The 21861-nt window shown below is 66.8% G+C and carries 18 protein-coding genes; 2 read left to right on the top strand and 16 right to left on the bottom strand.

Features of this window, described 5'->3' with window-relative positions:
* The first annotated feature begins 70 nt into the window (after window positions 1-70).
* Entirely contained in the window at window positions 71-2041 is a 1971-nt protein-coding gene (locus BW981_RS10155; protein ID WP_083712276.1) for a potassium transporter Kup, read from the top strand.
* Between the two features lie 63 nt (window positions 2042-2104).
* Here the strand turns inward: BW981_RS10155 and BW981_RS10150 are convergent, their stop codons facing one another.
* The 3 genes from BW981_RS10150 to BW981_RS10140 form a co-directional block, all read right to left on the bottom strand.
* Window positions 2105-2569, bottom strand: coding sequence for a hypothetical protein (locus BW981_RS10150; RefSeq protein WP_076438971.1), 465 nt, complete (start codon window positions 2567-2569; stop codon window positions 2105-2107).
* A 297-nt stretch (window positions 2570-2866) separates the two neighbouring features.
* A complete protein-coding gene (locus BW981_RS10145; RefSeq protein ID WP_076438701.1) occupies window positions 2867-3802 on the bottom strand; it encodes a DMT family transporter in 936 nt (311 codons plus the stop codon).
* 80 nt (window positions 3803-3882) lie between these two features.
* Window positions 3883-4365, bottom strand: a complete 483-nt coding sequence (locus tag BW981_RS10140; RefSeq protein WP_083712274.1) for a MarR family winged helix-turn-helix transcriptional regulator — start codon at window positions 4363-4365, stop codon at window positions 3883-3885.
* Window positions 4366-4658: 293 nt separating this feature from the next.
* On the opposite strand from BW981_RS10140, the gene folD reads away from it, so the two are divergent.
* Entirely contained in the window at window positions 4659-5531 is an 873-nt protein-coding gene (gene folD, locus BW981_RS10135; RefSeq protein WP_076438698.1) for a bifunctional methylenetetrahydrofolate dehydrogenase/methenyltetrahydrofolate cyclohydrolase FolD, read from the top strand.
* Between the two features lie 125 nt (window positions 5532-5656).
* On the opposite strand, the gene BW981_RS10125 is transcribed toward folD, so the two are convergent.
* From BW981_RS10125 to argH, 13 genes are all read right to left on the bottom strand, one after another.
* Entirely contained in the window at window positions 5657-5959 is a 303-nt protein-coding gene (locus BW981_RS10125) for a nucleotidyltransferase family protein (RefSeq protein ID WP_076438696.1), read from the bottom strand.
* Between the two features lie 76 nt (window positions 5960-6035).
* On the bottom strand, window positions 6036-7433 hold the full coding sequence (gene lpdA, locus BW981_RS10120; protein WP_083712272.1) for a dihydrolipoyl dehydrogenase: 1398 nt from the start codon (window positions 7431-7433) through the stop codon (window positions 6036-6038).
* A 120-nt stretch (window positions 7434-7553) separates the two neighbouring features.
* Window positions 7554-8843 (bottom strand): 2-oxoglutarate dehydrogenase complex dihydrolipoyllysine-residue succinyltransferase, encoded by a 1290-nt coding sequence (odhB, locus tag BW981_RS10115; RefSeq protein ID WP_076438692.1) that lies wholly within the window; start codon window positions 8841-8843, stop codon window positions 7554-7556.
* Between the two features lie 123 nt (window positions 8844-8966).
* Entirely contained in the window at window positions 8967-11924 is a 2958-nt protein-coding gene (locus tag BW981_RS10110; protein ID WP_076438690.1) for a 2-oxoglutarate dehydrogenase E1 component, read from the bottom strand.
* A gap of 190 nt (window positions 11925-12114) precedes the next feature.
* Window positions 12115-12999: a succinate--CoA ligase subunit alpha gene (sucD, locus tag BW981_RS10105; protein WP_076438688.1), complete on the bottom strand. Its 885-nt coding sequence runs from the start codon at window positions 12997-12999 to the stop codon at window positions 12115-12117.
* Window positions 13000-13008: 9 nt separating this feature from the next.
* Entirely contained in the window at window positions 13009-14205 is a 1197-nt protein-coding gene (gene sucC, locus BW981_RS10100; RefSeq protein ID WP_076438687.1) for an ADP-forming succinate--CoA ligase subunit beta, read from the bottom strand.
* Between the two features lie 113 nt (window positions 14206-14318).
* A complete protein-coding gene (gene mdh, locus BW981_RS10095) occupies window positions 14319-15281 on the bottom strand; it encodes a malate dehydrogenase (RefSeq protein ID WP_076438685.1) in 963 nt (320 codons plus the stop codon).
* Window positions 15282-15557: 276 nt separating this feature from the next.
* Window positions 15558-16157, bottom strand: coding sequence for a TetR family transcriptional regulator (locus BW981_RS10090; RefSeq protein ID WP_076438684.1), 600 nt, complete (start codon window positions 16155-16157; stop codon window positions 15558-15560).
* A 170-nt stretch (window positions 16158-16327) separates the two neighbouring features.
* Entirely contained in the window at window positions 16328-17506 is a 1179-nt protein-coding gene (gene zapE, locus BW981_RS10085; RefSeq protein ID WP_076438682.1) for a cell division protein ZapE, read from the bottom strand.
* A 327-nt stretch (window positions 17507-17833) separates the two neighbouring features.
* The gene (locus BW981_RS10080; protein ID WP_076438681.1) at window positions 17834-18664 is read right to left on the bottom strand and encodes an ABC transporter substrate-binding protein; all 831 of its coding nucleotides are present in this window, start codon (window positions 18662-18664) and stop codon (window positions 17834-17836) included.
* 49 nt (window positions 18665-18713) lie between these two features.
* Entirely contained in the window at window positions 18714-19484 is a 771-nt protein-coding gene (locus BW981_RS10075) for an amino acid ABC transporter ATP-binding protein (RefSeq protein WP_076438969.1), read from the bottom strand.
* Window positions 19485-19495: 11 nt separating this feature from the next.
* Window positions 19496-20392 (bottom strand): amino acid ABC transporter permease, encoded by an 897-nt coding sequence (locus BW981_RS10070; protein ID WP_076438679.1) that lies wholly within the window; start codon window positions 20390-20392, stop codon window positions 19496-19498.
* Entirely contained in the window at window positions 20389-21804 is a 1416-nt protein-coding gene (gene argH, locus BW981_RS10065; protein WP_076438677.1) for an argininosuccinate lyase, read from the bottom strand. The genes BW981_RS10070 and argH overlap by 4 nt, the downstream gene beginning before the upstream one ends.
* Between the last annotated feature and the right edge of the window lie 57 nt (window positions 21805-21861).

The raw sequence follows: 21861 nt of genomic DNA, 5'->3' as shown, positions 1-21861 counted from the left end.
TTGCCAGCCGCCCGCATTGTGGTAGAGGCGCCGGCCTTTCGCTGCATCGCAGCACCCGCGGAGATCCCCTATGGGGCATGACAAGCCGAATCCCTCGACCGTGCGGCCGGAGGATTCCCGCTTCGGGCTGGATGACGGCCACGGCGCCGCCGGCGGCCATCCTCACGGGCATGGCAGCACGGGGGCGGCCGCATTGGCGCTCGGCGCGCTCGGCGTCGTCTTCGGCGATATCGGCACCAGCCCGCTCTATGCGTTGCGCGAGACGATCCTGGCTGCAACAGGCGGCGACGAGCATGCGGTCGTTCCGCCCTCGGTGGTGATCGGCGTTCTGTCGCTGATCCTGTGGTCGCTCGTCGTCGTCGTCACGCTGAAATATGTCGTCCTGCTGATGCGGGCCGACAACAACGGCGAAGGCGGCATCCTGACGCTCGTCGCGCTGGCCCAGCGCAGCCTCGGCCGCAACAAGAGCCGCTCCGTGCTGCTGCTCGGCATGATCGGCGCCGGCCTGTTCTACGGCGACACCGTCATCACGCCGGCCATCTCGGTGCTCTCGGCGGTGGAGGGCATCAAGCTGATCACGCCGGCCCTCAACGACTATATTCTCTGGATCTCGTCGGTGATCCTGATCGGCCTGTTCCTCGTGCAGAGCCACGGCACGCAGAAGGTCGCGACCTTCTTCGGGCCGGTGATGATGCTCTGGTTTCTGACGCTGGCCGCGCTCGGCGTCTATCACATCGCCGACGACCTCTCGATCTTCAAATCGGTCAACCCGTATTACGCTCTGACCTTCTTCCGGGACCATGCCGGCGTCTCGCTGGCGGTGCTGGGCTCGGTCTGCCTGGCGGTCACGGGCGCCGAGGCGCTCTATGGCGACATGGGCCATTTCGGTCGTGGGCCGATCCGCGGCGCGTGGCTCTATGTCGTCTTCCCCGCCCTCTGGCTGAACTATCTCGGCCAGGGCGCGCTGATCCTTGCCGACCCCTCCGCCATCGACAATCCGTTCTACCGCCTGGCACCGCCGGCACTGCTGCCGGCCTTCGTCGTGCTGGCCACCGTCGCCACCATCATCGCGAGCCAGGCCGTCATCACCGGCGCCTTCTCCCTGACCCGTCAGGCGATCCAGCTCGGCATGCTGCCGCGCATGGAGATCCGTCACACCTCCGAGCAGACCTCCGGCCAGATCTATGTGCCGCGCGTCAACCTGATGCTGCTGGTGATCGTGCTGATCCTGGTCTGGTCCTTCCGGACCTCGTCCAGCCTCTCCCACGCCTATGGCATCTCCGTCTTCGGGACGATGGTGGTCTCCTCGCTGCTGGCGGCGGTCGTCATCCGCCGGCATTGGGGCTGGAGCCTGCCGGCCACGGCGGCGATCATCTTGCCCTTCCTGACGGTCGACGTCGCCTTCTTCTCCGCCAACATGCTGAAGCTGTTCCATGGCGGCTATGTGCCGGTGCTGCTCGCCATGGCGCTGGTGGTGGTGATGGGCACCTGGATGCGCGGCACCAAGATCCTGTTCGACAAGACCCGCAAGACCGACGTGCCCCTGCTCGAACTGGTCGGGATGCTCTCCAAGAGCCCCCCGGCGCGGGTGAAGGGCATGGCCGTCTTCCTGACCAGCGACCCGGAAACCGCGCCGGCCTCCCTGCTGCACAACCTCAAGCACAACAAGGTGCTGCACGAGCGCAACGTGATCCTGACCGTCCGCTCGGCCGACACGCCGCGCGTGGCGGAGGAGGAGCGCGTGCGCCTCGCCCGCATCACCGACGATTTCTGGCGCGTCGACATGGTCTACGGCTACATGGAAAGCCCGAATGTGCCGAAGGGGCTGGCCATGCTGCGCAAGCAGGGCTTCAAGTTCGACATCATGTCGACCTCGTTCTTCCTCTCCCGCCGCTCGATCAAGGCCTCGCCGCAATCGGGCATGCCGGTCTGGCAGGACAATCTCTTCATCAGCCTGACCAAGAGCGCCACCGACGCCACGAACTTCTTCCAGATCCCGACCGGGCGCGTCGTCGAGGTGGGGACGCAGGTCACGGTGTAGCGGCTCCTTGCGAGCCGGCCCTTTTGCCGTCCTGGCGAAACGCAGGATCGGCAAGCCGGGGGATCAGACCGTGATGTCGATGCCCCTCACCTGGCCCTGATCTTGCCGCATGAAGCTGAGCGCGGTTTCCAACCGCTTCAGCAAGCCGGTGTCATTGTTTTGCCGAGCCCAAACGATGCCATCCTGCGCATTCTGCACGAAGTTCACCGGCTCCTGATCATCGAGCCCGATCCAGTCTCCCCGACCCGCTCCAACCGGGATCTTCATGGTCATGCCAAGGAAGACGGTGCTGTCATCGAGCGACATCTCGCCGCTCCTGATCTTGCTGTTCATCCAATCGGCAAGACCCTTGCGTGTCATGTGGGAGAAGTCGGTCGGTGTCGCTCCGCTCCTTGAGGAACGGGTCGCAGACGCTCCCGTCGAACCCGTTTGACCGCCAGTGTTTGTCGCATCGCCGCTCTTGATGGCCGCGTTGTTCGCTGTGGTCTTTATCGCGAGGGCGTAGCTCGCGTTGCTGTCGATCCTCATATGGAGCCTCTTCGCACCAGCATTCATGCCTCAGATCGATCGCTCTGGCAGCAAGGCCCGTGCCAGTATTTCCCGATGCCTCCCATGGGGGCCCGATAGAGCTTTCTAGGCTTTGGTCGCTCCGGGCGCACAGCAGGCCCTCAGGCCGGATGGAGAAATCTGCCGGGTAGCGGCACGTTTCTGCCGACTGCTTCGAGTCGACGATGACCGCCTGCCTCGAACGACATCAAATCGACCCAGGGCCATCACATGAATCGGAATGCGAGACATGTCGGTCAGGGATGCGGGCGGTTGCTATCAGTCCATCCGCGCCGCGGCGTCGGGCACCTTCCGCACCCGCTCGCGATAGAGCAGATAGAGTCCCGACGAGACGACGATCGCGCCGCCGGCGAAGGTCCAGCGATCGGGCAGCTGGTCGAAGACGAGCCAGCCCAGCAGCACCATCCAGATCAGTTGCGAATAGATGAACGGCGCCAGCACGGTCGCCGGTGCCAGCCGATGCGCCACGATCAGCAGCCAATGGCCCAGCGCGCCGAAGAAGCCGATCGCCACGAGCGCCACCCAGGCATAGGGCGATGACGGCCAGCTGAACACGAAAGGCAGCGTCGGCAGCAGGGCGACCGTGCCGGCGAGGCCCGAATAGGCCATCGTGGTCTCGGAGCTGTCGGAAGTCGCCAGCACCCGCGTCGTCAGCACGTAAAAGGCGTAGCAGACGCAGCCCACCACCGAGAGCAGCGCAGCCGGGTGAATCCCCCCGGCCCCCGGCCGCGTCACCAGCAGCACCCCGAGAAAGCCGACGCCGATCGCTGCCAGCCGGCGCGGCCCGGGCCATTCACCGAGCAGCGGGCCGGACACCAGCGCCACGATCAGCGGCGTCGCGAACGCGATCGAGATCGTTTCCGCGAGTTGGAGATACCGCAGCGCGAAGAAGTTCAGGACGGTCGAGCCGAGCAGCAGCAGCGAGCGCAGCAATTGCAGCCAGGGTCGCCGCGCCCGCAGCACCCCCGGATGGCTCCATGGATTGATCAGGAAGGAGACCAGCACGACACTGACGCTGTAGCGGGCGAAGGACACCAGCAGCGGGTCCATCCCATGCAGCCCCAGCCACTTGGCATGGGTGTCGAGCAGAGCGAAGCAGACGACCGCCGCGCACATCAGCGCAATCGCGGTCAGGCGCTGGCGGCCCGCCTCGTCGGGAGAGGGTGAAGGGGCAGGCAGGAGCGGCCTCGTCATGCTTCGGGCGAATGGCGAGACCAGATTTAACCGATTTGAATGCGCCCGCCAGCATGTGAACGCATGCAGTGCATGCGCGTTCAGGCGTCGCTGTCGACCTCGTCGGGATCGGCCTCGGCCTCGTCCTGCTCGGCTCCGGCCTTCGACAGCCCCTTGGCGGCCTTGCGCAGGAGCTTGCGCAGCTGCTTGCGCTCCTTGCCGTCGAGCCGGTCGAGCAGCTCTTCCTCGACCTCGTTCCAGAGCTCGTCGAGTTCCGCTGCCTTCTGCTGGCCGGCCTCGGTCAGCGCGACCTGGACGAGCCGGCCGTCGCGGTTGCCGCCTTCGCGCATCACCAGCCCCTGCAAGGATAGCCGGCCAATGGTCTTCGATACCGTCGGAGGCTTGACCCGCAGCAGGGAGGCGAGCTCCCCCATCGTCATCGGCGCCGGCTGCAGGGCCTTCAGCGCCTGCTCCTGGCCAGGAAACAGGCCGAGCGCCGTCAGCCTCTCGCCCATGCGCGACCGGTGCAGCCTCGCCGCGACGAGCAGGGCGCGTCCGACGCTTTTCTCGATAGCCTTGGTCATGGGTCGGTCCCTTGGCCTATCCTGTTTCGCGATCATCGCCCGTGTCCGGGCGGGCGATCATGGCCCGCAGTGCTTGCCCGGATAACGAAGACGCTTCGCCGGCTGCTGACTGGCCCGACAACATGACAGACAGATGACACTTCCTTGTCGTCTGTGCGAGAGCGGCGTCCTGCGCGGGCTCCGATGGCTGTCGCGCAGCCGGCGCGGCAGGCACAGAAGATGACGTATTCGGACTTGTCCGCGACGTCCCGATCGCGCAAGACGGCGGCTCTCGCCAGAGACGGGGACGGGACATGACCGGGCAGGCACGCATCATCGACGGCAAGGCGGCAGCGGCGGAGCTGCGCGCCGGCATCGCGCGCGAGGTCGCGGCGATCAAGGCCGAGCGCGGGCTGGTGCCCGGCCTGCACGTCGTCCTCGTCGGCGACGACCCGGCGAGCAAGGTCTATGTCGCCTCCAAGGAAAAGCTCGCCGTCGAGGTCGGCATGGCCTCCGTCGCGCACAGGCTGCCGGCCGAGACGACGGAGGAGGACCTCCTCGCCAAGCTCGCCGAGCTTAACGGTGACGACGCCGTGGACGGCATTCTCGTGCAGCTGCCGCTTCCGAAACACATCGACACCGCGCGCATCATCGATGCGATCGACCCCGCCAGGGATGTCGATGGACTCACGCCCGTCAACGCCGGCCTGCTCGCCGGCGGCAAGGCGAGCGGCGAGCATCTGCTGGTCCCCTGCACCCCGCTGGGCTGCATGCTGCTGCTGAAACAGGCCCTGCCCTCGCTGGCGGGTCTCGAAGCGGTGGTGATCGGCCGTTCCGAACTGGTCGGCCGCCCGGTCGCGCAGCTCCTGCTCCAGGCCGACTGCACCGTCACCATCGCCCATTCGCGCACGCGCGATCTGCCCGCCGTGGTGAAGCGGGCCGACATCGTCGTCGCGGCCGTCGGACGCCCGCGCATGGTCAAGGGCGACTGGATCAAGCCCGGCGCCACGGTGATCGATGTCGGCATCAACCGCATGCCGGACGGCAAGCTCGCCGGCGACGTCGATTTCGCGGAAGCCGCGCAGGTCGCGGGTGCGATCACCCCGGTCCCGGGCGGCGTCGGCCCGATGACGATCGCCTGCCTGCTGCGGAACACGCTGACCGCGTTCAAGGCGCGGCGGGGCTGACCGGTCGCGTCGCGATCAAGGCTCTCCGCCCAAAAGACCCTCAATCGCCGCCCGCAAAGACGGTAAATCATCGCTGAGGACATTCCAGACGATGTCTGGATCGCTCCGCCAGTATTCGTGCCGCATCAGACTGCCGATGGCGCGGATACCGGGCCAGGCGATCTCCGGCCGCTGGGCAAGGAGATCGTCGGATGAAGGCTCTTCCGCGTGGTCAGCTCGATCGCGATCCCGAATTCATCGGCCAGAAGCGCGTGCATCGCCGCGAGGTCGATCAGCGAGAACTTCCGCCCGGGAAAAACGTCGATGAAGACATCGATATCGCTGCCGTCGGTTGCCTCGTCCCGGGCGGTCGAGCCGAAGAGAAACGTAGCCTCGGCTCCGCGGGCGCGCGCCGCATCGGTGCGCCGCGCGATTTCGAAACCGGCCATGACCTCTCGTCATGGCCCCATTTTGGCATGAACCGGCCCCGCGACCAGCTCGCGGGTAGTCCGCGTCTCTGCCAGATCACATATGGATCTGGCGCTTCTCGACCGCCATTGCCGCTTCCTTGACCGTCTCGGCCAAAGTCGGATGCGCGTGGCAGGTGCGGGCGAGGTCCTCGGACGAGCCGCCGAACTCCATCAGCACGGTCACTTCCGCGATCAGGTCGCCGGCATGCGGGCCGATGATGTGGCAGCCCAGCACGCGGTCGGTCGTGGCATCGGCCAGCACCTTCACGAAACCGTCCGTGTGGCGGATGGCGCGGGCGCGGCCATTGGCGCTGAAGGGGAACTTGCCGATCTTGTAGGCGACGCCGGCGGCCTTCAGCTCTTCCTCGGTCTTGCCGAGCGAAGCCACCTCCGGCGAGGTGTAGACCACGCCGGGGATCGCGTCGTAGTTCACATGCCCGTGCTTGCCGGCGATGATCTCGGCGACCGCGACGCCCTCATCCTCGGCCTTGTGCGCCAGCATCGGCCCGCGCACCACGTCGCCGATCGCATAGATGCCGGCGACATTGGTCTTGAAATGATCGTCGATGACGACGCGGCCCTTCTCCATGGCGACGCCGGCCTTGTCGAGGCCGAGGCCGTCCGTGTTCGGCCGGCGGCCGATCGCGACCAGCACGATGTCGGCATTCAGCGTCTTGGCCTCGCCGCCCGCGGCGGGCTCCACCGTCACGGTCGCGCCCTGGCCGGCCGTCTCGACCTTGGTGACCTTGGAGCCGAGCATGAAGCTGAAGCCCTGCTTCTCCAGGATGCGCTGGAACTGCTTGGCGACCTCGCCATCCATGCCGGGCAGGATGCGGTCGAGATATTCGACCACGGTGACCTTGGCGCCGAGCCGGCTCCAGACCGAGCCGATCTCGAGCCCGATCACGCCGGCACCCACCACGACGAGCTCCTTCGGCACGGCGCCGATCTCGAGCGCGCCGGTCGAGGTCACGACGACCTTCTCGTCGATCGTCACGCCGGGCAGCGGCGCCGATTCCGAGCCCGTCGCGATGACGATGCTCTTGGTCGTGAGTTCCTGAGTCTTGCCGTCCTCGGAGGTGACGACGACCTTGCCCGCGGCCGGAATGGAGGCCGTTCCGTGGAAGGGCTCGACCTTGTTCTTCTTCAGCAGGAAGGCGACGCCGTTGACGTTGGCGTCCACCGTCTCCTGCTTGTGGGCCATCATCGCGGGCAGGTCGAGCTTGGGCTCCCCCACCACGACACCCAGCTTGGGGAAGGTGTGCGCGGCCTCCTCGAACATCTCGGAGGCATGGAGCAGCGCCTTGGAGGGGATGCAGCCGATGTTCAGGCAGGTGCCGCCGAAGGTCTTGCGCTTCTCCACCACCGCGACCTTGAGGCCGAGCTGGGCGGCGCGGATGGCACAGACATAGCCGCCGGGGCCGGTACCGATGACGACGAGATCGTAGGACATCACTTAAAGCCTCTCAGCAGCCCGTCATTGTCGGGCTTGTCCCGGCCATCCGCATCTCTGGAGGCCGGAAGGAAAGTCGTGAATGCCCGGGACGAGCCCGGGCACAAGGGTCGATAGCGATCAGAGATCGAGCACGAGACGCGCCGGATCCTCCAGGCCTTCCTTCAGGCGCACGAGGAAGGTCACGGCCTCCTTGCCGTCGATGATGCGGTGGTCGTAGCTGACCGCCAGATACATCATCGGCCGGATCTCGATCTTGCCGTTCACCACCATCGGGCGCTCCTGGATCTTGTGCATGCCCAGGATCGCCGATTGCGGCGCGTTCAGGATCGGGGTCGACATCAGCGAGCCGTAGACGCCGCCATTCGAGATGGTGAAGGTGCCGCCCTGCATCTCCTCGATGGAGAGCTTGCCGTCGCGGGCCTTCTTGCCGAACTCGCCGATCTTCTTCTCGACGCCAGCGATAGAGAGCTGGTCGGCATCGCGCACCACCGGAACCACCAGGCCCTTGTCGGTGCCGACGGCGACGCCGATGTGGTAGTAGTTCTTGTAGATGATGTCGGTGCCGTCGATCTCGGCGTTGACGGCCGGGATCTCCTTCAGCGCCTGCACCGCGGCCTTCACGAAGAAGCCCATGAAGCCGAGCTTGACGCCGTGCTTCTTCTCGAAGGCGTCCTTGTACTGCGTGCGCAGCGCCATGACGTTGGTCATGTCCACCTCGTTGAAGGTGGTCAGCATCGCGGCGTTGGCCTGGGCCTCCTTGAGGCGGCGCGCGATGGTCTGGCGCAGCTTGGTCATCTTGACCCGCTCTTCGCGGGCTCCGTCATCGGCCGGGGACGGGGCACGGACCTGCACCGGGGCGGGCGCGGCCGCCGGCGCGGCGGCACCGCCGGTCGCGATCGCCGCCAGCATGTCGCCCTTGGTGACGCGGCCATCCTTGCCTGACGCCGGAACGGTCGAGGGATCGACGCCGCTTTCTGCCGCGATGCGCGACACGGCCGGGCCGGAGGCGGCGGCGTTCGAGGCCCCCGCCTTCGGCGCCACCTGCGTGTCGCCGGCGACGGCGCCGGACTTGGCCTGCGCATCGGCCGAGCTGCTGCCGCCGGTCTTGCCGGCAGGCTGCGCGACGGCGGTCTCGTCCTTCTTGGGCGCGGCGGAGGCGGCGGCACCGCCGCCCTCGCCGATCATGCCGAGCAGGGCGCTGACGCCGACCGTGTCGCCTTCCTTGGCGACGATCTCGCCCAGCACGCCGTCGGCCGGCGCGTTGACCTCCAGCGTCACCTTGTCGGTTTCGAGCTCGACGAGGGGCTCGTCGGCCTTCACCGCCTCGCCCGGCTTCTTGAACCACTTGCCGATGGTCGCCTCGGTAACGGATTCGCCGAGGGTGGGTACGCGGATTTCGGTCGCCATGTCAGGCCTCTGTTGTCTCGTTCTCTGGCGGTCGGATGCATCGACCGGAAACGCTAATCCGCTTTCCGGAACGCCGCTAGCTGGGAAAGATGCCGCCGCGGCAGACCGCAGCGGCAGATCGGATCAGGCCGCGAAAGCCTCGTCGAGGAAGGCGGCAAGCTGGGCAGCGTGCTTCGACATCAGGCCCGTCGCGGTCGCGGCCGAGGCGGCGCGGCCGACATAGCGCGGCCGCTTCGACTTCACGCCGGCATGACCCAGCACCCATTCCAGGTAAGGTTCGACGAAGGTCCAGGAGCCCATGTTCTTGGGTTCCTCCTGGCACCAGGCCACGTCCGCGCCCTTGAAGCGCGACAGTTCCTGCGCCAGCGTCTTGAGCGGGAAGGGATAGAGCTGCTCGACGCGCATCAGGTAGACGTCGTCGATGCCGCGCTTCTCGCGCTCCTCCAGCAGGTCGTAATAGACCTTGCCCGAGCACAGCACGACGCGGCGGATCTTCGAGTCCTTGACCAGCTTGGTGGTCGACTTGCCGCGCTCGGCATCGTCCGCCAGCACGCGGTGGAAGGTCGAGCCCTCGGCGAGGTCGGCCAGGTCGGAGACGCAGCGCTTGTGGCGCAGCAGCGACTTCGGCGTCATCAGGATCAGCGGCTTGCGGAAATCGCGCTTCAGCTGGCGGCGCAGGATGTGGAAGTAGCTCGCAGGCGTCGAGCAGTTCGCCACCTGCATGTTGTCCTCGGCGCACATCTGCAGGAAGCGCTCCAGGCGGGCGGAAGAGTGCTCCGGCCCCTGGCCCTCATAGCCGTGCGGCAGCAGGCAGACGAGGCCGGACATGCGCAACCACTTGCGCTCGCCCGAGGAGATGAACTGGTCGAACACCACCTGCGCACCGTTGGCGAAGTCGCCGAACTGCGCTTCCCAGCAGGTCAGCGCGTTCGGCTCCGACAGCGAATAGCCGTATTCGAAGCCCAGCACCGCCTCTTCCGAGAGCATCGAGTTGATGACCTCGTAGCGCGCCTGGTCCTCGCGGATATGGTTCAGCGAGGTGTGGCGGGCTTCCGTCTCCTGGTCGATCAGCACCGAATGGCGTTGGCTGAAGGTGCCGCGCTCGCAATCCTGGCCGGACAGGCGGACCGGATTGCCGTCGAGCAGCAGCGAGCCGAAGGCCAGCGCCTCGCCGGTCGCCCAGTCGATCCCCTCGCCGCTCTCGACCGCCTTCTTGCGGTTGTCGAGGAAGCGCTGGATCGTGCGGTGGACGTTGAAGCCCGCCGGCACGGCCGTGATCTTCTCGGCGATCTCCTTCAGCGTCTCCGCCGGAACGCCGGTGGCGCCGCGGCGCGGATCGTCCTCGTCGGCGCGGATCGCCTTCATCCCGGCCCAGCGGCCGTCCAGCCAGTCCGCCTTGTTGGGCTTGAAGCTCTGGCCGGCATCGAACTCGATCTCGAGCTTCGCCTTCCAGGCCGCGCGCGCCTCGTCGAGCTCGGCGGCGCTGATCACGCCCTCCGCCTCGAGCTTGGCGGCATAGAGCTCCAGCGTCGTCTTGTGGCCGCGGATCTTGCGGTACATCAGCGGCTGGGTGAAGCCCGGCTCGTCGCCCTCGTTATGGCCGAAGCGGCGATAGCAGAACATGTCGATCACGACCGGCTTGTGGAACTTCTGCCGGAACTCGATGGCGACCTTCGCGGCGAAGACCACCGCTTCCGGGTCGTCGCCGTTCACATGGAAGACCGGGGCCTCGACCATCTTCGCCACGTCGGACGGATAGGGCGAGGAGCGTGAATAGCGCGGATAGGTGGTGAAGCCGATCTGGTTGTTGATGATGAAGTGGATCGAGCCGCCGGTGCGGTGGCCCTTCAGCCCCGAGAGGCCGAGGCATTCCGCCACCACCCCCTGGCCGGCGAAGGCCGCATCGCCGTGGATCAGCAGCGGCAGCACCTTCGTGCGCTCGACGACGTCGCCGAACTGGTCCTGCTTGGCGCGGACCTTGCCGAGCACGACGGGGTCGACGATCTCGAGATGCGACGGGTTGGCCGTCAGCGAGATATGGACGTTGTTGCCATCGAACTCGCGGTCGGACGAGGCACCCAGATGGTACTTCACGTCGCCAGAGCCCTCGACGTCGTCGGGAGCGTAGGAGCCGCCCTTGAACTCGTGGAACAGCGCGCGGTGCGGCTTGCCCAGCACCTGCGTCAGCACGTTGAGGCGGCCGCGATGGGCCATGCCGAAGACGATGTCGCGCAGGCCGAGCGCGCCGCCGCGCTTGATGATCTGCTCCAGCGCCGGAACCAGCGCCTCGCCGCCATCCAGGCCGAAGCGCTTGGTGCCGGTGAACTTGAGGTCGAGGAACTTCTCGAAGCCCTCGGCCTCGACCAGCTTGTTCAGGATCGCCTTCTTGCCTTCCTTGGTGAAGGCGATCTCCTTGTCCGGCCCCTCGATGCGCTCCTGCAGCCAGGCCTTCTGCTCGGGATCGGAGATGTGCATGAACTCGACGCCCACCGTGCCGCAATAGGTCCGCTGCAGGATCGAGACCATCTCGCGGACGGTGGCGAACTCCATGCCGAGCACGTTGTCGATGAAGATCTTGCGGTCGAGATCCGCCTCGGTGAAGCCGAAGGCGGCCGGTGCCAGTTCCTCGGAATCATTGCGGCTCTCGATGCCGAGCGGATCGAGCTTGGCATGCAGGTGTCCGCGCATGCGATAGGCCCGGATCAGCATGATGGCGCGGACGGAATCGCGCGTCGCCTGCTGCACGTCGGACGGCGAGATCGCGGCACCTGCGGCCTTGGCCTTGGCGCCGAGCTTGTCGCCCACGGCCTTCTCGACCTGCGCCCAGTTGCCGTCGAGCGCCGAGACGAGTTCGCCATTGGCGGCGATCGGCCAGTTCGGCTTCTTCCAGGACGCGCCCTTGGCGTTCTGCAGCACCGACTGCTTGTCGTCCTGCAGCGCGCCGAAGAAGCTCTGCCACTGCGGGTCGACCGAGGTGGGATCGGCCTCGTAGCGGGCATAGAGATCCTCGATATAGGCCGCGTTTCCGCCGTAGAGGAACGCGGTCTGCGCGAGAGCCTCGTTATTGTCCTGGCGAGCCATGATGCTCCTGCCTTCCTTCGCCGCTGCGTCAGGCCCGGACCCCTGCCCGAACCTCTGGTTCTTCGACGACCGGAGCCATCGCCCGGTCGTCCTGGTTGGCGTCACGCACGGGAGATGGCCCGTGCCGAGACCCGGAAATTGGTGCTGCTGAAGGGCCGGCTCAAGGCCGGCCCCATGCCCGCGAGGCGGGTCAGCCCTTCAACACCTCGACCAAGGTCTTTCCAAGGCGCGCCGGCGAGGGCGAGACCTTGATGCCCGCCGCTTCCATCGCCGCGATCTTGTCCTCGGCGCCGCCCTTGCCGCCCGAGATGATCGCGCCGGCATGGCCCATGCGGCGGCCGGGAGGGGCCGTGCGGCCGGCGATGAAGCCGACCATCGGCTTCTTGCGACCGCGCTTGGCCTCGTCCTTGATGAACTGCGCCGCATCCTCTTCGGCCGAGCCGCCGATCTCGCCGATCATCACGATCGACTCGGTCTTCGGATCAGCCAGGAACATCTCGAGCATGTCGATGAACTCGGTGCCCTTGACCGGGTCGCCGCCGATGCCGACGGCTGTGGTCTGGCCGAGGCCCTCATTCGTGGTCTGGAACACCGCCTCATAGGTCAGCGTCCCCGAGCGCGAGACGATGCCGACCGAACCCGGCTTGAAGATGTTGGCCGGCATGATGCCGATCTTGCTCTCGCCCGCCGTGACGACGCCGGGGCAGTTGGGCCCGATCAGCCGCGACTTGGAGCCAACGAGCGAGCGCTTGACCTTGACCATGTCGAGCACCGGAATGCCCTCGGTGATGCAGATGATCAGCGGGATCTCGGCGTCGATCGCCTCGCAGATCGCATCGGCCGCGCCCGGAGGCGGCACATAGACGACCGACGCGGTCGCGCCGGTCTTGGCCTTCGCCTCATGGACGCTGTCGAAGACCGGCAGGCCGAGATGGAGCGAGCCGCCCTTCCCCGGGGAGGTGCCGCCGACCATCTGCGTGCCATAGGCGATCGCCTGCTCGGAGTGGAAGGTCCCGTTCTTGCCGGTGAAGCCCTGGCAGATGACCTTGGTGTTCTTGTCGATCAGGATGGACATGTCTGCTCCTCAGGCCTTCTTGACCGCAGCGACGATCTTCTGCGCCGCATCGTCGAGGTCGTCGGCGGGAATGACGTTGAGGCCGGAGTCGCGGATGATCTGCTTGCCTTCCTCGACATTGGTGCCCTCGAGGCGCACCACCAGCGGAACCTGAAGGCCCACCGCCTTCACCGCGGCGATGACGCCGCGCGCGATGACGTCGCACTTCATGATGCCGCCGAAGATGTTGACCAGGATACCCTTCACCTTCGGGTCGGCGGTGATGATCTTGAACGCCGCCGTCACCTTCTCTTCGGAGGCGCCGCCGCCCACGTCGAGGAAGTTCGCAGGGCTCTCGCCATAGAGCTGGATGATGTCGAGCGTCGCCATGGCCAGGCCCGCGCCGTTGACCATGCAGCCGATCGTGCCGTCGAGCGCGATATAGGCGAGGTCATACTTCGAGGCCTCGATCTCCTTCTCGTCCTCTTCCGTGGTGTCGCGCAGCGCGACGATCTCGGGATGACGGTAGAGCGCGTTGGAATCGAACGAGACCTTGGCATCCAGGCACTTGATCTGGCCCTGCGTCGTCACGATCAGCGGGTTGATCTCCAGCATGTCCATGTCCTTGGCCACGAAGGCCGCATAGATCTGGCTGAGGACGGTGCCGGCCTGCTTGGCGAGATCGCCCGAGAGGCCGAGGATGCGCGCCATGGCGCGGCCGTGATGCGGCATGATGCCGGTGGCCGGGTCGACCGAGAAGGTCTCGATCTTCTCGGGGGTGTCATGGGCGACGGTCTCGATGTCCATGCCGCCTTCGGTCGAGATCACGAAGGCGATGCGCGAGGTCGCGCGGTCGACCAGGGCCGAGAGGTAGAACTCCTTCTCGATGTCCGAGCCGTCCTCGATATAGAGGCGGTTGACCTGCTTGCCGGCCTCGCCGGTCTGCACGGTCACCAGCGTGTTGCCGAGCATCTCTTTGGCGTGGCTCTCGACCTCTTCGACCGACTTGGCGAGACGCACGCCGCCCTTGGCGTCGGGGCCGAGTTCCTTGAACTTGCCCTTGCCGCGGCCGCCCGCATGGATCTGGCTCTTCACCACATAAAGCGGGCCGGGCAGCTTCTTGGCGGCCTCGACGGCTTCCGCCACCGTCAGCGCCGGGAAACCGGCCGAGACGGGCGCGCCGAACTCCTTGAGGATGGCCTTGCCCTGGTATTCGTGGATGTTCATGTGCTCCGGTCCCTTGATGAGGGGAAATTCTCAGGCAGTAGGCAGTCGGCAAGAGGCAGTCGGGTGAAGGGCGGCCGTTTCCGACTGCCTGTTGCCGACTGCCTGCCCCCGGCTCACGCCAGCGACGAGTCGACCGACTTGCAGGCGTCGATCAGCGTCTGGACCGACGCCACCGACTTCGCCAGCATCTCCTTCTCGGCGCCGTTGAGGCGGATCTTGACGACACGCTCGACGCCCTTGGCGCCGATCACCACCGGCACGCCGACGAACATGTCCTTCACGCCATACTGGTTGCGCAGATAGGCCGCGGCCGGCAGGACGCGCTTCTGGTCCTTGAGATAGCTTTCGGCCATGGCGATCGCGGAGGCCGCCGGGGCATAGAAGGCCGAGCCGGTCTTGAGCAGGTTGACGATCTCGCCGCCGCCCTTGCGGGTGCGCTCGACGATCGCGTCCAGGCGCTCCTGGGTGGTCCACTTCATCTTGACGAGATCCGGCAGCGGAATGCCGGCGACGCCCGAGTAACGGACCAGCGGCACCATGTCGTCGCCATGGCCGCCGAGCACGAAGGCCGAGACGTCCTTGACCGAGACCTGGAACTCCTCGGCGAGGAAGTAGCGGAACCGGGCCGAGTCGAGCACGCCGGCCATGCCGCAGATCATGTTCGGCTTGATGCCGGAGAACTTCTGCAGCGCCCAGACCATCGCGTCGAGCGGGTTGGTGATGCAGATCACGAAGGCCTTCGGCGCATATTGCTTGATGCCCTCGCCGACGGCCTTCATCACCTTGAGGTTGATGCCGATCAGGTCGTCGCGGCTCATGCCGGGCTTGCGCGGCACGCCGGCGGTGACGATGATCACGTCGGCGCCCTTGATATCCTCATAGGTGTTGGTGCCGCGATAGCCGGCATCGAAGCCATCCACCGGCGACGACTCGGCGATGTCGAGACCCTTGCCCTGCGGAATGCCCTCGGCGATGTCGAACAGCACGACGTCGCCCAGTTCCTTGAGGCCGGCGAGGTGGGCGAGCGTGCCGCCGATCTGGCCGGAACCGATGAGGGCGATCTTCTTGCGGGCCATGGCGTGTCCTTCATGTTCGGGGCCATGGGAGACATGGCCAGGCGAGAAGCCGGCAAGCCGGCGAAACCGTGCGTTCCTTTGGCCCAGACCGGGCTTTTGCCGCAAGCCTTGCGAAAAAAGCGGCTTTTCCGCGGCGCTACGCGCGCCCGAACGCGCGCGCGAGACCATGCCTCTATTTTTCAATGACTTGCGGAGGCCTCCGAGCCATCTTTCGCGTCGAAAGGCTCCAAAAAGCCCCGATGACAATCTACGAATTCTGTAATTCGTAACCTGATTTCAGACGATGCCGCTGCCGAGCACCCGCAGGATCACGCGGATCAGGGTCGAGAGCCGGGCATCGACGGAAGCCTGCGGCACATCGCCTTCGAGCGCCAGCGAAGCCGGGTGGATGAACCGGTGCGTGGCGTCGATCACGAAGGCGATCGCCCGGTCCCGGTCGCGCGGCTCGAACACGCCGGTCGCGATCCCCTCGTCGACGACCCGCTCGAACAGCGCCCTCACCCGCGTGCGGTTGCGCCGGCTGATGGCATGGCGCTTCGCCACTGCCAGCGAGAGCGCCGCGAAGAGATGCGGTTCCTCGTGCAGCAGGTCGCGATTGGCCTTGGCGAGGCCGAGGATCAACCGCTCCAGCTTGTCGTCGGCCGGATCAGGCCCGTCGGCGATGTCGGCGAGCTTGCGCTCGGTCGCCTTCAGCCAGACATCGACGACGGCATCGACCAGCGCCACCCGCGACGGGAAATAGCGATAGACATTGGCATGCGTCATCCCCGCCTCCTCGGCGACGGCGACGACGGTGAAGCGCTTCAGGCCGAACCGGCGCAGATGCTCGCCGGCGACCGAGAGGATGCGGGTCTCGCTCGGCTCGCGCTGCGGCATGGGTCAGCCCTGCCCCTGCTGTGACTGGCCCCGGAAACGCACCCTCATCCCGGGCTTGCCCCGGGATCCGTGGCAGAGCGCCTCCGGCAAGGGGTCAGGCATGGATACCGGATCGGCCCAGCGTCGTGGCTTGCCCGCAATGACAGCGCCATGATCAGAGACAGCGCAGCTCACGTCTCCACCAGCCCGGTGGTATCACCGCTGGCCGTCGAATCCGGCCGGCCATGCGGCTTGGCGAGATACTCCTCCGAGCGCATCTCGATCAGCCGCGAGACGGTGCGGTCGAACTCGAACGCCTCCCTCCCCCGCGCGGCTCGGTAGAGCTCGTGCGGCTCCGCCGCGGCCGACGCGACCAGCTTCACATGATGCTCGTAGAGCGTGTCGATCAGGATGATGAAACGCTTGGCCTCGTTGCGGCGGTCGAAATCCAGGATCGGGATGTCGTCGAGCACCAGCGTGTGGAAACGCTGCGCCAACGCGATGTAGTCCGAGGCCCCATAGGCCTGCGCGCAGAGATCGGCGAAGCTCGCCCGCGCCACGCCGGCGGCCGCTTGGGGCAGGATGAGATCGTGCCCCTGCACGGTCAGCACCCTGCGCTTGCCTTCGGCCGCGCCGGACAGGGCCTTGAAGGCGGCATCGAGGGCCGCTCTCGCCTTGTCGTCGGCCGGGACATGATAGACGGGCGCCCCGCCCAGCTTCTCCAACCGGAAATCGGTGCGCGCATCGAGTTTCAGCACCGTGACCTTCGTCTGCAGCAACTCGATGAAGGGCAGGAACAGCGCGCGGTTTAGCCCGCCTTCATAGAGCCGCGACGGCTCGACATTGGAGGTCGCCACCACGACGACGCCGGCGGCGAAGAGCGCCGTGAACAGCCGCCCCAGGATCATCGCATCGGCGATGTCGGTGACGGTGAACTCGTCGAAGCAGAGCAGATAAGCGTCCTCGGCCAGTTCAGCCGCCACCGGCGCGATCGGATCGGCGTCCTTGACCTCGCCGCTCTTGATCTTCTGGCGGTAGACCCCGATGCGGCCATGCACATCGGCCAGGAACTCGTGGAAATGGACGCGGCGCTTGCGCCTCACCGGCGCAGCCTCGAAGAACAGGTCCATCAGCATGGTCTTGCCGCGGCCGACCGAACCCCAGATGTAGAGGCCCTTGGGAGCCTGCGCCGTGTCCGCCTTGCGGCCGAAGAGCCAGCCGAGCGCGCTGCCCTTGCGGGCGAGCCGCCGCGCCGCCAGCGTCTCGCTCAGCCCCTGCAGCGTCTTCACCACCGCGACCTGCGCCGGATCGCGCTCGATGGCGCCGGACTCCACGAGCGCGGCATAACGGTCGGTGATCGAGGCGGTCATGGTGCGGGAGGTGCGGTCCGGAGAGAAAGCCCCTCCCGGTTACGGCAGCGCCGCGGCGCGGGCAAGGGCGTCGCGGGAAACGGCGTCGCGGGAAGCCCCTCTCCTGGCTCGAAGTCGGCTGTTGCCGACTTCGACACTTGAACCGCTGATCTCGGGCAAGTCCGGGATCAGTGAGAGGGGCAGGGGTGAGGTGTCGGCCCCGGACCAGCGGAGCAAGGCGCTCACCGCAGCAGCGGTCAGGTCACAGCAAAGCGCCCAAGGGCCATCCCCTCACCCTGCCCTCTCCCATTCGGGAGAGGGCTCCCCGCGCTGTCCTCGCCTAAACGGTCACTGGCCCTTGTTGATCGAGATCGGCTTCAGCGGGTTGTCCACCAGCCCGTATTTCTGGATCAGCGCCTGATAGCCGCCATTGGCCTGCAGCTTGTCGAGAGCGGCCTTCACCGCGTCACGCAGCTGCGCGCCCTCGGCGGTCTTGGCGACCGGAATGCCGACCAGCGTCGTCGTGAAGGGCTTGCCAAGCGGGATATAGGTGTTGGGCTCGAGCTTCTGGAAATGACCCATCGTCTCGCTGCCCTGGACCGCGCCCTGCAGGCGCTGCGTCTTGATCTGCGTGCGGGCATCGACGGAGCCCTCGGTGCCGACCACGTTGATCGCCGGCTTGCCCTTGGCGACGCAATTGGCCTGGCTCCACTCGCCGATCTGGACCGGCCAGTTGGTCGAGCGGCTGGCGCCAACGCTCTTGCCGCAGAGGTCTTCGGCAGCCTTGATCTGGTCCTTGAAGGCCGTGACCGTATAGAACTGCGCGCCCGAGACCATGTAGTCGACGAAATCGACCTGCTCGCGGCGGGCCGGCAGGTCGCTCATCCCCGCCATCGCCATGTCGACGCGGCCGGTCTGGATCGAGGGCAGCATCTGGGCGAAGGCGGTTTCCTGCCACTCGACCTTGACGCCGAGCTCCTTGCCGATCGCCTCGCCGAGCTCGATGTCGAAGCCGGAGAGCTGGTTGGTCGCCGGGTCCTTGAAGGCGATCGGCGGATAGTTCGGCTGCGTCGCGATGACGAGCTTGCCGGCGGTCTTGATCCGCTCCGGCAGGGCCTGCGCCTGCGCGGCGAGCGTGGTGGCGGCGAGCAGGGCCGCCGTCAGTGTGGTGCGAAGCATGGGTCTCTCCCTTTGATGAACGTTCTGAAAATCGATCTCGCCGACACGCTCACTTGAGCACGGCGGCAATGAAGTCGCGGGTGCGCTGCTGGCGCGGCGCCACCAGAACCGTCTGCGGTGGTCCTTGCTCGACGATCTCGCCCTTGTCCATGAAGACGACGTCGCTCGCCACCTCGCGTGCGAAGCCGAGCTCGTGCGTGACGACGATCATCGTCATGCCGGAGGCCGCCAGATCGCGCATCACCGTCAGCACCTCGCCGACCAGCTCCGGGTCGAGCGCCGAGGTCGGCTCGTCGAACAGCATGAGCTTGGGCTTCATCGCCAGCGCACGGGCGATGGCGATGCGCTGCTGCTGCCCGCCCGACAATTCGCTCGGATAGGCGTCGCGCTTGTCGGCGAGGCCGACGCGCTCCAGAAGCGCCATCGCCTCGGCGACGATCTGCTTGCGCGGCTGCTTCAGCACCGTCAGCGGCCCCTCGATGATGTTCTGCAGCGCCGTCATGTGGTTGAACAGGTTGAAGCGCTGGAAGACCATGCCCGTCGCAAGGCGCTGGCGCGCGATCTCGGCATCGTTCAGTTCGTGCAGCTCGTCGCCGGCGCGGCGATAGCCGATCAGTTCCCCATCGACGCTGATCGCGCCCCTGTCGATCTTCTCAAGCTGGTTGATGCAGCGCAGCAGCGTCGACTTGCCCGAGCCCGACGGCCCGATGATGCACTGCACGGCCCCCGAAGCGACCGCAAGCGAGACGTCATTGAGGGCCTTCAGCTCGCCGAAGACCTTGCTGACATGCGCGACCGTGACGATCGCAGGTGCCTTCATCTCGGCCGCGCTCATGCCGGCTCCTCCTGCGCGGCGGCGCGCTTCACCTTGCGCCGCACGCCTCTGCCCTTCGAGAAGTGCCGCTCGAGGAAATACTGGCCGATCTGCAGCAGGGTCACCACGAGCAGATACCAGCCGGCGGCCACGATCAGCAATTCGATGACGCGGGCATTGGCATAGTAGATCGTCTGCGCGTTGCGCAGGATCTCGGCATACTGGATCACGCTGGCCACAGAGGTCAGCTTCACCATGCTGATCACCTCATTGCCGACCGGCGGGATGATGACGCGCATCGCCTGCGGCAGCACGATCCGCCGCAAGGTCGTCAGACGCGTCATGCCGATCGCCTTGGCGGCTTCGGTCTGGCCGGTGTCGACGGAGAGGATGCCGCCGCGGACCACTTCGGCCGTATAGGCGCCCTGGTTCATGCCGAGGCCGAGCAGCGTCGCCATGAACGGCCCGATGATGTCGATGGTGCGCCAGGAGAACAGGCCGGGGATGCCGATGGTCGGGAACACCAGCGCCAGGTTGAACCAGATCAGCAGTTGCAGCAGCAGCGGCGTGCCGCGGAAGAACCAGATGTAGAACAGCGCCACCCCGCGCAGCACCGGGTTCGGCGACATGTACATGATCGCGAAGACGACACCGAGCACGATGCCCAGCGCCATCGCGCAGACCGTCATGATCAGCGTGTTCGTCAGGCCGGAGAGGATCGCCGGGGCGGTGAAGAACTGCGCCACCACCGGCCAGGCGATATCGCCCTTGGCGAAGGCGACGCCGAGCCAGATGAGCACCGCGACGATCAGCGCCGCCGCGACCCAGCGCCCGTAGAAGCGCTTCGGCACGATCCGCAGGCCAGCGACCTGCGCGAGATCGCCGGCGTCGATCCGGGAGGAGGTCACGGTCATGGCGCGCCCTCGCGGCTCCAGCGCGACACGCCGGACAGCGTCTCGCGGAACCGGCCGACCTGCTCGATCACGCGCGAGGGTGCCGTGCCACCATGGCCGCTGCGCGCCGCGACGGCGGCGTCGAGCGTCAGGCAGTCGAGCACGCCGGCATCGAGCCGCGGATCGACCGCCCTCAGATCGACGGCATCGAGCGATTCCAGCTCGCGCCCCATATCCTCGCAATAGCGCACCAGCGCCCCCGTGATCTCATGCGCCTCGGCGAAGGGGATGCCCTTGCGCGCGAGATGGTCGGCGACCTCCGTCGCCAGCGTGAAGCCAAGCCCCGCCTGCGCCCGCATCGGCCCGGGATGAACCTCCATGCTGGCGATCAGCCCGGCGAAGGCCGGCAGCACCTCCTCCAGCACGTCGACCGCGTCGAAGGCGGCGCGCTTATCCTCCGCCAGATCGCGGTTATAGGAAAGCGGCAGCCCCTTCAACGCGCCCAGCATCGTCACGACGTCGCCGGCGAGCCGCGCGGCCCGCCCGCGCGAGATTTCGGCGATGTCGGGGTTCTTCTTCTGCGGCATGATCGACGAGCCGGTGGCGAAACCGTCATCCAGCGTCACCCAGCCGAACTGGCGCGAGGTCCACAGCGTCACCTCCTCCGCCAGGCGCGAGAGGTTGGTCAGCGTCAGGGCTGCGACGAACAGGAACTCGGCGACATGGTCGCGTGCCGCCACCGCATCCACGGAATTCTCGAAGGGCGACTCGTAGCCGAGCGCCTCCGCGCTCAGCGCCGGCTGTAGCGTGATGGCGGAACCCGCGAAGGCCGCCGCACCCAGCGGCGACTGGCCTGCCCGCTTTTCCCAATCGGCGAGCCGGGAAGCGTCGCGCAGCAGGACCTGGCCATGGGCCATCAGCCAATGGCCGAAGGTCACCGGCTGGGCGTTCTGGAGATGGGTGAAACCGGGGCAGACGGTTGCGGCATGCGCCTCGGCCTGGTCGGCGATGGCTCCGAGCAGCTCGGCCAGCATGCCGGCGAGCGGGCGTGCCTTCTGCCGCAGATAGAGCTTGAGGTTGTTCGCGGCCTGGTCGTTGCGGGAGCGCCCGGCCCGGAGCTTGGCGCCGACGGGCCCGGCCCGCTCTGTCAGCACGCGCTCGATGAAGGTGTGGACATCCTCGTCCGCCTCGGTCGGCACGAGCCTTCCGGCGGCGGCATCGGCCGCGATGCTGTCGAGCGCCCCGACGATCGCAGCCCGTTCGGCCGCGCTGAGCAGTCCCGCCCGCTCGAGCTCGGCCGCATGGGCCCGGCTGCCGGCGATGTCCTGCGGCACCAGCCGGGCATGCTCGCCGGCTGCGCTCGACAGCTTCATCAACCGTGGATCGGGCGGCTTGCGGAAGCGTCCGCCCCACAGGCGCGTCGTCTGGTTCATGCTTCTGGTCCCTGCCCTTCGGGCAGAATGTCCTCTTGACCGGCGAGCCAGCAAACG

The sequence above is a fragment of the Allobosea sp. TND4EK4 genome (assembly GCF_900156025.1).
Classification (GTDB): Bacteria; Pseudomonadota; Alphaproteobacteria; order Rhizobiales; family Beijerinckiaceae; genus Allobosea.
Note: the sequence above shows the minus strand (reverse complement) of the source record. Positions and strands in the feature narration are given on the sequence as shown.

Bases quoted from the DNA above. Each gene is read 5' to 3' on its own strand.
- BW981_RS10155 (WP_083712276.1), top strand. From the start codon at position 71: ATGGGGCATGACAAGCCGAATCCCTCGACCGTGCGGCCGGAGGATTCC.
- zapE (WP_076438682.1), bottom strand. From the start codon at position 17,506: ATGACCGCCTCGATCACCGACCGTTATGCCGCGCTCGTGGAGTCCGGC.
- BW981_RS10110 (WP_076438690.1), bottom strand. From the start codon at position 11,924: ATGGCTCGCCAGGACAATAACGAGGCTCTCGCGCAGACCGCGTTCCTC.
- BW981_RS10145 (WP_076438701.1), bottom strand. From the start codon at position 3,802: ATGACGAGGCCGCTCCTGCCTGCCCCTTCACCCTCTCCCGACGAGGCG.
- sucC (WP_076438687.1), bottom strand. From the start codon at position 14,205: ATGAACATCCACGAATACCAGGGCAAGGCCATCCTCAAGGAGTTCGGC.
- folD (WP_076438698.1), top strand. From the start codon at position 4,659: ATGACCGGGCAGGCACGCATCATCGACGGCAAGGCGGCAGCGGCGGAG.
- BW981_RS10080 (WP_076438681.1), bottom strand. From the start codon at position 18,664: ATGCTTCGCACCACACTGACGGCGGCCCTGCTCGCCGCCACCACGCTC.
- BW981_RS10090 (WP_076438684.1), bottom strand. From the start codon at position 16,157: ATGCCGCAGCGCGAGCCGAGCGAGACCCGCATCCTCTCGGTCGCCGGC.
- sucD (WP_076438688.1), bottom strand. From the start codon at position 12,999: ATGTCCATCCTGATCGACAAGAACACCAAGGTCATCTGCCAGGGCTTC.
- BW981_RS10125 (WP_076438696.1), bottom strand. From the start codon at position 5,959: ATGGCCGGTTTCGAAATCGCGCGGCGCACCGATGCGGCGCGCGCCCGC.
- mdh (WP_076438685.1), bottom strand. From the start codon at position 15,281: ATGGCCCGCAAGAAGATCGCCCTCATCGGTTCCGGCCAGATCGGCGGC.
- lpdA (WP_083712272.1), bottom strand. From the start codon at position 7,433: ATGTCCTACGATCTCGTCGTCATCGGTACCGGCCCCGGCGGCTATGTC.
- BW981_RS10150 (WP_076438971.1), bottom strand. From the start codon at position 2,569: ATGAGGATCGACAGCAACGCGAGCTACGCCCTCGCGATAAAGACCACA.
- BW981_RS10140 (WP_083712274.1), bottom strand. From the start codon at position 4,365: ATGACCAAGGCTATCGAGAAAAGCGTCGGACGCGCCCTGCTCGTCGCG.
- BW981_RS10070 (WP_076438679.1), bottom strand. From the start codon at position 20,392: ATGACCGTGACCTCCTCCCGGATCGACGCCGGCGATCTCGCGCAGGTC.
- odhB (WP_076438692.1), bottom strand. From the start codon at position 8,843: ATGGCGACCGAAATCCGCGTACCCACCCTCGGCGAATCCGTTACCGAG.
- argH (WP_076438677.1), bottom strand. From the start codon at position 21,804: ATGAACCAGACGACGCGCCTGTGGGGCGGACGCTTCCGCAAGCCGCCC.
- BW981_RS10075 (WP_076438969.1), bottom strand. From the start codon at position 19,484: ATGAAGGCACCTGCGATCGTCACGGTCGCGCATGTCAGCAAGGTCTTC.